Here is a 13,908-nt window from a genome sequence, read left to right as displayed (position 1 = left end):
GGTTGCCGCCCGCTTCCCCTGGGCGCCGCCGGCCTCTTTCTTTTTTCAGCCTCGGGTTCCGTCGGCCGTCAGCCGCGGATTGTCGGTTCGCTCCGGCGGTGCGTGCTCGACCGGCTGCTCCACCCGGACGCCACCCTCGCCATAGAGCCCGAGCACGCCTTGCGACATGCGGGCGAGCGAAAAGGCATCGGCGATGCGGGCCCGGTCGGCCTGCGCCTTGTTGCGAGCGGTAATCGGATCGTGGAGCACGCGCTGCATGGCCGTTGCCAGCGCGGTCGCGTCGCCGGGCGCGACGAGGTCGTGATCGCTTCCGGCAAAGATTTCGGGAATGCCGCCGACGCGTGTGGTGATCACGGGCAGTCCGGCGGCGATGGCCTCAAGCACTATATAGGGTAGCGATTCCGCTCGTGACGGAATTACCACCGCGCGGGCCATGGCGAACGCCTCGCGGGCGGGACGGGGGGCATGGATCGTCACCGTGCCGCCAATGCCGAGGTCCTCGGCCATCTCCTTGTAGCGGGAGCGGTCGTCGCCGGGGCCGACCATGTGGGCCGTGGGCGTGAGCCCGCTGGCCTCACCGATCGCCGTCAGCGCCAGAAGGAACAGATCCGGGCCCTTGAGATCGCGGAATTCGCCGATGAAGAGGAAGTCGCGCGCATCCGGGGCGGGGACGACGGGGGCGAATTCCTCCGGCCGCAGCCCGTTGTGGACGGTGCGGTGGGCTATGCGCGGGGGATGGACCTTGGAGGCATACTGGTCCGCCTCGTATTGGGAGACGAAGCACAGGCCGTCGCAAAACCGCTCCAGGGTCCGTTCGACCGTGAAGTAGGTGCGTCCGGCGAGCGAGGTGGCGGGGTAGTGCAGCGATCCGCCGTGCGGAGAATAGAAGCGCCGGGTCTTCAGGCCCGACATGCGCAGGAACGTGCCGAGCAGCCGGGCATAGGTGCCGCCCTTGGCGCCGTGGCCGTGCAGCACGTCGGGCGCCATCGCCTTCAGGTCGCGATAGGCGCGGCGCATGGCGAGAAGGTCCGCTGGGGAAGGCGTACGCCGCATCGGGATGCGTACAAGGCCCAGCTCCAGATCGCCGGCCAGCAGATCGAGCTGCATCTCGGCGAAATCGCCGCCGGTCGTGGAGTCGCAGATCAGGCCAACGGCATGGCCCTCGGCGCGTTGGGCGGAAATCAGATCGCGGACGTGCCGGAAGGCGCCGCCGACAGGCGCACGCAGGCAATGCACGACTCGCAGGGAGGGCGCGGACATGACTCGACTCCTGATCAGGTCATCGGCGCGGCCCGGTTGGCGCCCGCGTACCGATGGACGCATACCTGTCAGGAAGAAGACTAGTGCTGGAAGATGAGTCCGCAGTTAACGGGACAATTTGTCCCTGTCACAAGCGACAAGGGGGGTCAGAACAGCCGTTCGCGCACGTAGACGGTGTCGCCGGGACGCAAGGGGTCGGACAGGGGCACGCGACCGGTCATGATCTTGCCCTCGATCTGGCGGGTGACGTCGATGTCGGCCTGCTGGGCACGGGGGGTGAAACCGCCCGCGATGGCGACGGCGGTCTGCGCCGTCAGGCCGGCCACATAGGGGTACTGGCCGGCGTTCTGGACCTCGCCCATGATGAAGAACGGACGGTACTGGTCGACTTCGACGGAGACGTCGGGATCGCGCAGGAAACCGCGCGACAGCCTTGCTTCCAGTATCTTTTCGAGCTGTAGCGTGGTCTTGCCGCGAGCGGAAACGTCACCGATCAGCGGCATGGAAAGCGTGCCGCCCTGGTCGATCGTGTAGGTGGTGGAGAGTTCCTGCTGGCCGTATACGGCGATGCGCACGCGGTCGCCTGAATCAAGCCGATAGGGCTGGGTCAGAACGTCGTGAAATGCCGCCGGCGGGCGACGGTAGCTGCTGCATCCGGCCATGAGGACGGACAGGCCGACAAGAGCTATGACCAGGGCACGCATGTGCTGAATTTTCCCTATTCCCATTGCCTGCAAATTTCCCGGAACAGGGTTAATGTCGAGTAAAGGCCCGCGATGAATCTGGCGAATTCCGTATGCGGTATTCGTGGTTCTTTACAGAGTATCAATTTGCAATCTTGCGCAAACGTCCGACTTTAACACTCCGCTTACCTTAACAGACTAGAAATTCGAGGGGACAGTCAGGAGTATCGGGCCGATGGTCAAGGAGTATCGCGGGGCGGACGACGAAGTCTCGATCGACATCACGGCGTTGGGCCGGGCCTTGTGGCGGTCCAAGCGGTGGCTGGTGCCGCTCGTCCTCCTGACAGCGGTCGCGACGTTCGGGGCCATGCAGATGGTCACTCCGAAATATCGCGGGCAGGCGAAGATCCTCATCGAGAGCCAGGATTCGATCTATCCCGGCATTGCGCGCAACACCGAAGGCGAGCGGGCTATGCTCGATCAGGAAGGTGTCGCCAGCCAGGTTCAGCTGCTCAATTCCTACGATCTCGCGCGCCGTGTCGCCGCCAAGCTGGAGCTTGCCAAGCGCAGCGAATTCAATCCCTCCGCCGAGGACGGAGACAATCTCTTGCGCGACGTGCTGAAGGTGCTGGGATTCGATCGCTCCAGCCGCCATTCCTCGGTGGAGGAGCGGGTGCTGGATGCCTATTTCGAACATGTCGTCATCTATCAGGTGGAAAACACCCGGGTGATCACGGTCGAGTTCTCCTCGCGCGATCCCAAGCTGGCCGCCGAAGGCGCCAACATGATCGTGCAGGAATACATGGACCTGCAGGCCGCCGCCAAGCGCGACAACACGCAAGAGGCCGCGGGCAGCCTGGAGCCGGAGGTGACCCGGGTTCGCGCCGATGTGGAGAAGGCGGAGCGCGCGGTGGAGAACTACCGTGCCGCAAACGACCTGATGGCCGGGTCCAACAACGTGACGCTGGTTCAGCAGCAGCTTGCCGATCTCAATACTCAACTCGCCGCGGCGCGGGCGCAAAAGGCGGAAGTGCAGGCCAAGGCCGAGCAGTTGCGCGCCATGCTGGGGCGCGGCACCCTGGATTCGGCGTCCGATGTGCTGAATTCTCCGTTGATCCAGCGGTTGCGCGAACGCCAGGTGGCGCTGCAGGCGCGCATCGCGGAACTGTCGACCTCGCTTTTGCCGAACCATCCCGAATATCGCGCGGCCCGGCGTCAGCTCTCGGACCTCAAGGGGCAGATCGTCGCCGAAGGGCGCAAGATCCTGGGCGCGCTTGAAAACGACGTGCAGATCGCCGAAAGCCGGGAAACGTCGCTCAAGGCCAGTTTGAACCAGCTCAAGTCGCAGGTCGCGCACAACAACGATGCGCGCATCCGCCTGCGCGATCTGGAGCGCGACGCCAAGGTCAAGGGCGCGCAACTGGAAGCGTTGCTGCAGCGCTATCGCGAGCAGGAGGTGCGCGTCAACGCTACCGGGCTGCCGGCCGATGCGCGGCTGATCTCGCGTGCCAGCGTTCCGCACAAGCCCTATTCGCCCCGCGTGGTGCCGATCACCGTTCTCGTGACGCTGGCCGTGACGGTGCTGTCGCTCGCCTTCGTGCTGATGCGCGAATTTATGGTCGGCGGCGTGCTGGTGCGCGGCGAAAGCACCGGGGCGGAGCCGGAGGACGCGGGCGAGGAGGCCGTCAACGCGGCCGAATTCGAGGCGCCGCAGGTTCCCGTGGCGCCGATTTCGGACGTCGAGACCAGCCCCGCCGCCCTGTGGGCAAGGTTGATGGAGGCGGAGACGCCGCCGCGCTGCCTTGTGGTCGTTTCAACCGACGACGACGAACTGGCCAACCGCGCGGCCGTGGCGCTGCTGCGCGCGGCCGTCAGCGACAATTCCTGTCCGATCCTCATCGAAACATCCGCCGAACCGCAGTTCGGGGACGTCGAGGGGGCCAACGGCAAGCCTCGGCGCGGCCTTGCCGACCTGTTGAGCGGCGAGGCGTCGTTCTCGCAGGTGATCATGCGCGATCCGCGTTCGCGCGCCCATCTGATCGAGGGGGCCGGACGCCCCTTGAGCGACAGGGAAGCGGCGTCGCCGATCTTCGACACGGTGCTTGAGGCGCTGGAACATACCTACGATCACATCGTCATCGATCTTGGCCGACTGACATCGTCGATCGCCACGGCGAAGTTCCTGGCCCATGCCGATCATGTCGTTCTGGTGGCGGGCGATCATTCCGGCGGTCCCTCGCTCGACCGCACCCGTCGCATGCTGGAGTCGCGGACGGGGTCGAGCCTCTCCATCCTCGCGCCACAGCGTCGCGACCCCGCGGCCGCAGGCCCGCGCGACATGGCTGCCTGAAAAACGATCACACCCCGGAAACGGTAGCCCCCGGAAACGGCCCGCCTGAATGACTGCGCAAGCGCCGGCTGGCGACGGCCGCTGTCTGCGACATGAGTTGGTGGGCGACACAAAAAAGCCCTGCGACGGGCGATGTCGCAGGGCCTTTTCCCTATGTCCTGTCTTTTTCGATATCTGCGCCGGCGTTCAACGCTCCAGGGCGCGGTCGGTGACGGACATTCTCATCGGTTTGAGATATTGCGGCTCGGATTTTCCGCTTTCGTGCGCTTGTCGCGGGCGGTCCTTCCGTCGAAGAAGCCTACGGGCCTTGTCCGCAACTGTTTGCGGCGCTCAGTGGAAGCGCGTTCCCGTGTATGCAAGCATCCGAAAAGCAAATAGTCCTTGCTGCCGAGACTATTCAAGAATTTGTTTGGATCGTATGATCTCAAAGGCGTTTGAGTGGCCTCTGGATCATTTGCTTGTACTAGCCGGCGGTGTCATTGTTCTAGACCTCGCGCTTTCTCTCTATGGTTTTAATCTGGTACCGATCGTGGCGTTTGTCAATCATGCAGGAAGTGGCGATAGGGCTCCTGCGACACTTTGTGACCAATAATAGTTATAAATACGGAGAGTGCGCGCAGGCCGGCCGGCGGCAAAAAAAGAGGCGGCCCGAGGGCCGCCCTGAAGTGATGCGGGTATGGTCACGATCCGCAATGAATCGAAACGCGCCGACTTTGCCCCAGGCGCGTGACGGGGGAATGACAGGGGTTAAAGGGCCGGGAGCCGGGGCTTGAGGCCTTGGGGCTCCGGCGCGCGGCTCAGCGCAAGGCGTCGATGACCGGTTTTCGGTAGAGCAGGGCGGCCGGGACGGTGGCGACCGCCATACCGATGGCGATGATCGCCATCACGAGCCAGATCTCCGACGCGCCGATGGTGGCGTCGAGCGCTATGCCCGTTTGCGCCGTGAACGCGGCCGAGATCGTGCCCGCGAGCCCCATGCCGAGGCCAAGGCCCGCCACGGCGCCGACGGCGACGATGAGAGCCACATAGCTCCAGATGGTGAGGAAGATGAACGAGCGCGGTGCGCCAAGCGCCCGCAACACGGAAAACTGCACCCGGTAAAGCCTGAGCAGCACCATGATGCCGACGAGGATGGCGACGATGACCAGCGTCTGGGTGGCGAGCGCCATGACGTTCATCAACTGCCGCATGTCGCCGAGCAGCGCGTACAGCTCCACCAGCACCTCGGCGGGGAAGAAAGCGGTGCTGTCCTGCGCGCGGTAAATATTTCGCAGACCATAGGCGGCGGCGACCGAATCCGGCTTCACCACCAGCGCCGGGACGCCGGGAAGCCGGTCCGAGACATAGGGCGGACCGACCTGCTCGGAGCCCTGCGGGTGGCCGGTGGGCAGGTTGTGCAGCTCCCAGGTGAGTTCCACCGGCACGACGATGGCCATGTCCCAGGGCGAGCCCGTGGGCGCCATGCGGCCGACGACGGTGATGTCGACGCCGTGCTCGTGATCGTGGCCATGCTCCTCGCCGTCGCCTTCCAGCTCCGCGTGGCCGTCGCCGTGGGTGGGGTGGAAGGTGTCGCCGATCTTCAGGGGCGAAGCGGCGCCCACGACGGCTTCCTCGTGGTCGGCGAAGGGCCGGCCCTCGGCAAGCTTGCCGCCCGAGAGATAGGTCACGAAACCGGGCACGGAGCCGACAATGGGCGCGCCGTCATGGCTGTCGCCGAAGGCGATGGGGGCGACGATCTCGGCGTGCGGCTCGGCAAAGACGCGGGCGACGACCTCGGGCTTCAGCAACTCGACCGAGCCGGTGCGCAGGAACACCGCCTTGAGCATGGCGTCGGTCTGGCTGCCGGGGGCGGCGATGACGAGGTCGAAACGGTCGGCGGCGTGGGCGCTGCCGCGCTTGAGCGCGCGTTCCTGCGAGGTGATGGCGACGCCGAGGCCGACGGCAACGGCCACCAGCGCGATGAAGGTGATGGTGGTGACCGGGTTGCGCCGCAAGGTGGCGATGACCAGGGGGAGCGGGTTCATCATGCCGGGATCTCCTTGCGCATCGTCGGTTCCGTCTCCTTCAGGTGGCCGCGTTCCAGGTGCAGCAGCCGGTCGGCGCGCGATATCAGGATCGGGTCGTGGCTGACCGCCAGCACCAGTCGGCCTTCGTCGCGCGACAGGCTGAGGAGCCGGTCGGCGACCAGCGTCGAGGCCTCCGCATCGAGGCTGGCGGTCGGTTCGTCGGCGAGGATGGCGGGGGGATCGAACAGCAGGGCGCGGGCGATCGCGGTGCGCTGTTGCTCGCCGCGCGACAGAGCCGAGGCGTGGCGGCGATCGGTCGGCACGCCCAGAACGTCGAGCAGGGCGCGGCCGCGCAGGGCGAGGGCGCGGCGGTCGGCGGTGCCGCCGAAATGGGTGGCGAGCGTCACGTTGGCGAGCGGAGAGAGCTCCGGGATCAGGTGGAAATCCTGAAAGATCAGGCCAACGGTCTCGCGCCGCCAGCGATCGCGGCGGGCCTCCGACAGCGCGTAGATATCCTGTCCTTCATGGCGCACCGCGCCCGCCGTCGGTTTCAGCAGGCCGCACAGCGCGTAGAGGAGGCTCGACTTGCCGGAACCCGACGGCCCGGTGACGACGACGAGGCTTTCGCGGCCGAGTTGAAGCGCGGGGAGTTCCAGCACCGTGAAGGGCTTTCCGCCGTCGTCGCGGTAGCTGAGGACGAGGTTTTCTATCGTGAACATGGGCGGAAGCCTGCTGGCGGTGGAAGGAGCGGGGGCTTCGTTTCTTGACCGGGCGGTGGCCTGACGGGAGCGCGGGAAGAGCGGCGGCGCTACATCTTCTCGAACGAGCCGGAGGTGATGCGCACGCGACTGACGAAGCCGATCTGAGTGTCGGTGTAGGTGCCGAGTTCCAGTCCGCCCTCCACCTCGATGGGGACGTTGAAGGGAACAACGTCGATGATGTCGTCGGTGTAGACGACGAGAATGTCATCCGGCCATTCCGCCTCGCTTTCGCAGAAGGGGCAGACGGCCATGGGACGGGAGGTGAGGACGAAGAACTTCGCCTGCGCCTTCAGCGGCGGCGCCATGTAGCCGCGCACCGCAACGGTGCGCCCCTCATGCGCCTTGGCGTAAGGCGAGAAGCTCAGATCCTTGTTGTAGAGATCGCGGATACGCAGGAGGTCGCTTGCCGCACGCGCCGGCAAGGCGGCGAGAAGGAGGGGAAGGGATGCGGCTGCGAGGAATTGGCGGCGGTGCATGGTGTTCGCTTCTCGATCGCTTCGGAAACCGGTCTGTTGTGTGTCAGTGCCGGCTTCAGTGTCAGATCTTTCCGGCGCGCCCGGGATTTCGAGCAACAGACACCGGGGTCAGATCCCGGATCCGCGAAGCGGTACTGCGCACCGCATCGCGTCCGGGATGACGCTGGGAAGGCCGATTGGAAGAGCCCGCAACGGCGGGCCCTTCCCGGGGGCCGATGCTGGCCCCGAACCGCTTATGCGGGGCAGGTCACTCGCCGTTGTGGGCGGCGTAGTTCATCACGTGGAAGATGTAGTTCTGTTCCACGGTGCCGTCGAAGAGCTGCGACCAGGGGCCCTTGGCGTAGATCGCCACGTCTTCGCCCGAGTGGGTCTCGGAGGAGAGCGGGATCAGCGCCTGCTGGACGTAGTCCTTGTCCTCGGCCTGCGCTTCGGTGACGTCAGGGCGCGAACCGGAATAGGTGCCGTCGTCCTGCTTCTTCAGCACCGAGCCGACACCGTTGAGATAGCCCACCACGGTGTAGGGCTTGCCGTCATCGCCCTTCAGCGGCTCGGCCGCATGCTTCACGCCCTTGCCGTCGACGTCGTAGCACAGGCCGTTGACCGGCGAACCGCGGCCGCAATAGCCGTTGAAGGCGATCGAGTGCTCGTGGTCGGCGGTGACGATGATCAGCGTGTCGGCGTCGTCGGTCAGCTCGTCGGCGAGCGCGATGGCGTCGGCGAAGGCCTTGCCGTCGGTCATCATGCGATAGCCGTTGCCGTCATGGTTGGCGTGGTCGACGCGGCCGGCCTCGATGTCGAGGAAGAAGCCGTTGCCGTTCTTCGACAGCTTCTTGATGGCGGCGGCCGTCATCTCGGCCAGCGAGGGCTCGCCGGTGCGGTCGGTCTCGTACTTCATGTGCGAGGCTTCGAACAGGCCGATGACCGGCTTGTCGCTGTCGAGATCAAGTGCCTTGAAGGTGTCTTCGTTCCAGGCGTACTGGCCGCCGAGATCCTGGATTTCCTTGATGATGTTGCGGCCATCGGTGCGCTTGCCGGACTTGCCTTCCTCGCCCTTGGCATCCTTGGGGATGAAGTGGCGGCGGCCGCCGCCGAGCGCGATGTCGATCACGCCGGCCTTGACCTGATCGAAGAGCTGGGCGGCGATGTCCTTCTGCGCGGTGCAACCCTCGGGCAGCTTGGAATCGTCCTCCCAGTTGCGGTTGGCGGTCTTGGCGTAGACGCCGGCCGGCGTCGCATGGGTGAGGCGCGCGGTGGAGATGACGCCGACGGAGCGGCCTTCACCCGACACGATTTCGGCGAAGGTCTTCAGCTCATGACCCGTGACGCCCGCGCAATCGCCGTGATCGACCGAGGGGTCGATGTTGATCATGCCGTTCTTCTGCTTCACGCCGGTGTTCATGGCGCCGGCGGTCGGCGCGCTGTCGGGCGTCTGGCCGTTGGTGGTGTAGGTCTTGACCAGCGCCAGATGCGGGAAGGCTTCCTGCGGCTGGACGTATTCGGAGCCCAGCAGGCCCTTCTGCTGGCCCGAGAACAGGCGCACGGCGTAGTTGGTGCCCACGCCCTGACCATCGGCGGTGAACAGGATGATGTTCCTGGCGCGACGGGTGTTGGGCTTCTTGGCGAGGTTGGCGGCGAGCGTGTCCTGGCCGAGCTTGAACCATTCGCTGCCGGCCTGCGGCAGGGCGTCCTGCGCCTGCGCACAGGCGGAAGCCGCCGTGGCGCCGGCGACGAGCGCGGCGATGAAGAGCTTCATGTCGAATTTTCCCCGAATGTAATGCATGGATCGCCGGCCGGACCGGTGCCCGACAGACAACTCCAAACCGCTACAACCGGCGGGTGACAGGCGGATGACGGTGCGGCGTCTTGTGAACAATGCGGTGGGTAGAGGGGCGGCGTCGGGCCCTCGCTTCCGGCTCTCTAGGCTTTTTGTTCATGCCCCCCGCTCATGCCTCCCGCTCAGGCCCCTCCATCGTCATTGCGCGGCGAAGTCCGGGCAACCCATTGCGGCTTGCGGCATGCGCGGCGCTCTCTGGATCACCCGGACTGCGCCGGGTGATGACGGTGGAGGGATTGGTCTCCGGGTTTCCCCATTTTCGGAAACTGAGTTGATGGCGGAGGAATGATTGAGCGTGGCATTGAGACATGGCCGCACACGAAAAAAGGGGCGCCTCGCGGCGCCCCTTCGATGCTTTTCGAGATGTTCGCGTCCTGCGGAAATCAGCAGGAGTAGTAGAGGTCGAACTCGACCGGGTGCGGGGTCATCTCGTAGCGCATGTTCTCTTCCATCTTCAGCTCGATGTAGGCATCGAGCTGATCGTCGTCGAACACGCCGCCGGCCTTCAGGAAATCGCGGTCGGCATCGAGGCTCTCCAGAGCCTCACGCAGCGAGCCGCAAACCGTCGGGATGTCCTTCAGCTCTTCCGGCGGCAGGTCGTAGAGGTTCTTGTCCATCGCGTCGCCGGGATGGATCTTGTTCTTGATGCCGTCGAGGCCGGCCATCAGCATGGCGGAGAAAGCCAGGTACGGGTTCGCGGTGGGATCGGGGAAGCGGACCTCGACGCGCTTGGCCTTGGGAGAGGAGGCCATCGGGATACGGCAGGAAGCCGAACGGTTGCGCGAGGAGTAGGCCAGAAGAACCGGCGCCTCGTAGCCCGGGACCAGACGCTTGTAGGAGTTGGTCGAGGGGTTGGTGAAGGCGTTCAGCGCCTTGGCGTGCTTCAGGATGCCGCCGATGTAGTACAGGCAGGTCTCCGACAGGTCGGCATAGAGATTGCCGGCAAACGCCGGCTTGCCGTCCTTCCAGATCGACTGATGGACGTGCATGCCCGTGCCGTTGTCGCCGAAGACCGGCTTCGGCATGAACGTGGCCGACTTGCCATAAGCCGCGGCAACCTGGTGCACCGCGTACTTGTAGATCTGCATCTTGTCGGCCTGACGGGTCAGGGTATCGAACTTCATGCCGAGCTCGTGCTGCGCGGCCGCCACTTCGTGGTGGTGCTTTTCGACCTCGATGCCCATCTCGGCCATCACGGTCAGCATCTCGGAACGGTAGTCCTGGCCCTGGTCGATCGGGGGCACGGGGAAGTAGCCGCCCTTCGTGCGCGGACGGTGACCCATGTTGCCGGCCTCGTACTCGGAGCTGAGGTTGGTCGGCAGTTCCATGGAGTCCAGCTCGAAGCCGGTCTTGTAGGGCTCGGTGGAGAAACGCACGTCGTCAAAGACGAAGAATTCGGCTTCCGGGCCGATGAAGACGGTATCGCCTACGCCGAGCGTCTTGACGTAGGCCTCGGCCTTCTTCGCCGTCATGCGCGGGTCGCGGTTGTAGCCCTCGCCGGACGCCGGCTCCAGGATGTCGCAGAAGATCGCCATCGTGGACTGGGCAAAGAACGGGTCGATGTGAGCCGATTCCGGATCCAGCATCAGCGTCATGTCGGACTCGTTGATCGCCTTCCAGCCGGCGATGGAGGAGCCGTCGAACATGACGCCCTCGGCGAACATGTCCTCGTCGACGAGCGAGCAGTCCATGGTGACGTGCTGCATCTTGCCGCGCGGATCGGTGAAGCGCAGGTCAAGGAACTTCACGTCCTTGTCTTTGATCGTCTTAAGGACGTCGGTGGCAGTGCTCATTTGTACCTTCCTGGAATTCTCAAGAATCGAGCTGTGGTGATGGTCAGGCGTCCCGGCCCGGTCTTCGTGTTCAATCGTCGTGTTCGGGGCCAGCCTTTCGGCAGACGCAAAACGGGAAATTCGTGGTGGCGGAGCGCGGCCCGCGGGGGTGCCGCAAAGGGTCCGCCGGTCGTCGGATCAGATCGCGTCGTTGCCGGTCTCGCCCGTACGGATGCGGACGGCATCTTCGATGTTGAGGACAAAAATCTTGCCATCGCCGATCCGGCCGGTCTGCGCGGAGGTACGGATCGCCTCCACCGCCTTCTCGACCAGATCGTCGGTCAGGACGATCTCGACCTTAACCTTCGGCAGGAAATCGACCACATACTCGGCGCCCCTGTAGAGTTCCGTGTGGCCCTTCTGCCGACCGAAGCCCTTGGCCTCGGTGACGGTGATGCCCTGCAGGCCGACTTCCTGCAACGCCTCCTTCACTTCGTCTAGCTTAAAGGGTTTGATGATCGCTTCGATCTTCTTCATCGCCTCCCTTTCTCCGGGTCATGGTGGCGGGCACGGAGAAAGTCCGGCCCATCCCTTCGCCCAGGCAGAAAGCAGGGTTCATGCCAATAGACGTCCGACGCTGTCGAAACACGCATAGTCGCCGGTTTCGCCTGATTTTCGAGCAGCCGCCACAAGCTATATCTGTCCACGAGGGCGATATAGTGATGAAAATATAATCAATCTGCACATTGATTAATCGGAGTCGGACATTTTCCCCAGCGCCGCGTCGACAATTTCGGTCAAATTCGTCTTTGACGGGTGCGACGCCGCAATTGATCCCGGGCCGATGGTTGGCAGTGGATTTGCGCCGTGCGCCACCGGTAGGATGGTCCGGCGGGCAACCGATCAAAGAATGGGCATTACGGAATACTCTTCATGCAACAGGTGCTGAGCGTCGCGGAGATGGGCGAAGCCGACCGGCGAACGATCGCCGGCGGGCGCGCGGGAATCGACTTGATGGAGGCGGCGGGGCGGGCCGTCGCGGACGCGGTGGCGGCGCGCCAGCCGCTGGGCAAGCGGGTGCTCGTGCTGGCCGGACCCGGCAACAATGGCGGCGACGGCTTCGTGGCGGCGCGGATCCTGCGGCGGCGCGGCTACCCGGTCACCGTCGCGCTTCTTGGCGATGCCGCCAGGCTGAAGGGAGACGCGCGGCTCGCCTTCGAGGCGATGTGCCCCGAAGGCGGGACCGGTGTCAGACCGGACGTCGCCGCCGCCGAACCCGGTCTGGTGAAGGCCGCCGATGTGGTGATCGATGCGCTGTTCGGCGCCGGGCTCGACCGGCCGCTGGAAGGAGCCGCCGCCGCGCTGGTGGAGGCGGTCAACGCGCATGCCTCGGGCGCGCAGGATGGCAGAGAGGTCTTCGTGGTCGCCGTCGATCTGCCGAGCGGGGTTTCGGGCGATACCGGTGCGGTGATGGGTGTTGCGGTGCGTGCCGATGTCTCGGTCACCTTTTGCCGCAAGAAGCCGGGCCATCTGCTCTATCCGGGGCGCGGATTGTGCGGGCCGGTACGGGTGGCCGATATCGGCATTCCCGACAAGGTGGTGACCGGGATCGCGCCGACGGTTTTCGTCAATGAGCCGGACCTGTGGCGCGGGGCCTGGCGGCCGCCGCAGGTGGAGGGGCACAAATATGCGCGCGGCCATGCGGTCGTCGCCTGTGGTCCCGTCCATGCGACGGGAGCCGCGAGGCTCGCTGCCGGGGCGGCCCTGCGCGTCGGGGCCGGGCTCGTCACGCTCGCCTCGCCGGGTGAGGCGGTTGCCGTCAATGCCGCGCATCTGAGCGCGGTGATGATCCGGCCCGTTGACGGGGCCGGGGGCTTTTCCGCGATGCTGGAGGATCGACGGCTCAACGCGGTTGTGGTGGGGCCGGGATTTGGAGTTGGCGAAAAGGCGCGCGATTTCGTGTTCGCGGCCCTTGATGCGCCACGCGAGGCGGCCCGCATCCTGGTGCTCGACGCCGACGCGCTGACGAGCTTCGCCGAGGCGCCGGACGCCCTCTTTGAGGCGATCGCGGGCTCTTCGTGCCGGGACGTGGTGCTGACGCCGCATGATGGCGAGTTCGCGCGGATCTTTCCCGATCTCGCCCCCGATTTCGCCGGCGGGGCGTCACGGCTGGAACGGGCGCGGGCGGGGGCCCGCCGCAGCGGGGCGACGGTGCTTTTGAAGGGGCCGGATACGGTCATCGCGGCGCCGGACGGACGGGCGGCGATCAACGTCAACGCCACCGCCTGGCTTGCGACCGCGGGGGCTGGCGACGTACTGGCCGGAATCATCGCCGGACTGGGCGCGCAGGGGCTGTCCGGTTTCGATGCGGCGGCCATGGGAGCATGGTGTCACGGCGAAGCGGGATGCATTGCGGGGGCGGGCCTGATCGCGGAAGATCTGGCGCCATCGCTGAAGCCCGTGATCGAGCGGCTCGCAGCCGATTGTGACAGCGCGCCGAAGGACAATTGACTTCAACGCTTCAGTATGGGAGTACGACGCCGCCGATGCGGCTGTGGCGGAATTGGTAGACGCGCTTGGTTTAGGTCCAAGTGTCCCTGACGTGGGGGTTCGAGTCCCTCCAGCCGCACCATGGTCCCGTGTCGGACGATCCGTCATGCGCCTGGGCCCCGCCCGGCACACGTCCCGGTGATGATCACATGATCGGGGACCCCTTTGACGAGGGGAACGTGCTGCCGGAGAGCAGGGGCTTTCGGCGCATGGATC

10 protein-coding genes and 1 tRNA gene are annotated in these 13,908 nt (G+C 65.4%); 3 read left to right on the top strand and 8 right to left on the bottom strand.

The window, feature by feature from the left end; genetic code table 11:
- Positions 1-45: 45 nt before the first annotated feature.
- On the bottom strand, positions 46-1,260 hold the full coding sequence (locus C8N35_RS13805) for a glycosyltransferase (RefSeq protein WP_107990274.1): 1,215 nt from the start codon (positions 1,258-1,260) through the stop codon (positions 46-48).
- 146 nt (positions 1,261-1,406) lie between these two features.
- A complete protein-coding gene (locus C8N35_RS13800) occupies positions 1,407-1,964 on the bottom strand; it encodes a polysaccharide biosynthesis/export family protein (RefSeq protein ID WP_245926787.1) in 558 nt (185 codons plus the stop codon).
- A gap of 214 nt (positions 1,965-2,178) precedes the next feature.
- On the opposite strand from C8N35_RS13800, the gene C8N35_RS13795 reads away from it, so the two are divergent.
- Positions 2,179-4,293, top strand: coding sequence for a GumC family protein (locus C8N35_RS13795; protein ID WP_107990272.1), 2,115 nt, complete (start codon positions 2,179-2,181; stop codon positions 4,291-4,293).
- 797 nt (positions 4,294-5,090) lie between these two features.
- Here C8N35_RS13795 and C8N35_RS13790 read toward each other — a convergent pair.
- From C8N35_RS13790 to C8N35_RS13765, 6 genes are all read right to left on the bottom strand, one after another.
- Entirely contained in the window at positions 5,091-6,320 is a 1,230-nt protein-coding gene (locus tag C8N35_RS13790) for an FtsX-like permease family protein (protein ID WP_107990271.1), read from the bottom strand.
- Positions 6,317-7,018 (bottom strand): ABC transporter ATP-binding protein, encoded by a 702-nt coding sequence (locus tag C8N35_RS13785; RefSeq protein WP_107990270.1) that lies wholly within the window; start codon positions 7,016-7,018, stop codon positions 6,317-6,319. Before C8N35_RS13785 ends, C8N35_RS13790 begins: the two co-directional genes overlap by 4 nt.
- Positions 7,019-7,107: 89 nt before the next feature.
- A complete protein-coding gene (locus C8N35_RS13780; protein WP_107990269.1) occupies positions 7,108-7,536 on the bottom strand; it encodes a hypothetical protein in 429 nt (142 codons plus the stop codon).
- A gap of 247 nt (positions 7,537-7,783) precedes the next feature.
- Positions 7,784-9,289, bottom strand: a complete 1,506-nt coding sequence (locus C8N35_RS13775) for an alkaline phosphatase (RefSeq protein WP_107990268.1) — start codon at positions 9,287-9,289, stop codon at positions 7,784-7,786.
- A gap of 464 nt (positions 9,290-9,753) precedes the next feature.
- The gene (gene glnA, locus C8N35_RS13770) at positions 9,754-11,163 is read right to left on the bottom strand and encodes a type I glutamate--ammonia ligase (RefSeq protein WP_107990267.1); all 1,410 of its coding nucleotides are present in this window, start codon (positions 11,161-11,163) and stop codon (positions 9,754-9,756) included.
- 177 nt (positions 11,164-11,340) lie between these two features.
- A complete protein-coding gene (locus tag C8N35_RS13765) occupies positions 11,341-11,679 on the bottom strand; it encodes a P-II family nitrogen regulator (RefSeq protein ID WP_107990266.1) in 339 nt (112 codons plus the stop codon).
- 396 nt (positions 11,680-12,075) lie between these two features.
- Here C8N35_RS13765 and C8N35_RS13760 point away from each other — a divergent pair, with 396 nt between their 5' ends.
- Positions 12,076-13,653, top strand: a complete 1,578-nt coding sequence (locus C8N35_RS13760; RefSeq protein ID WP_107990265.1) for an NAD(P)H-hydrate dehydratase — start codon at positions 12,076-12,078, stop codon at positions 13,651-13,653.
- 37 nt (positions 13,654-13,690) lie between these two features.
- Positions 13,691-13,774, top strand: a tRNA-Leu gene (locus tag C8N35_RS13755).
- The last annotated feature ends 134 nt before the right edge of the window (positions 13,775-13,908 follow it).

The organism is Breoghania corrubedonensis (assembly GCF_003053845.1).
In the GTDB taxonomy this organism is placed as follows: Bacteria; Pseudomonadota; Alphaproteobacteria; order Rhizobiales; family Stappiaceae; genus Breoghania; species Breoghania corrubedonensis.
The sequence above is the reverse complement of the archived record's forward strand: the minus strand, read 5'-3'. Positions and strand labels throughout refer to the sequence as shown.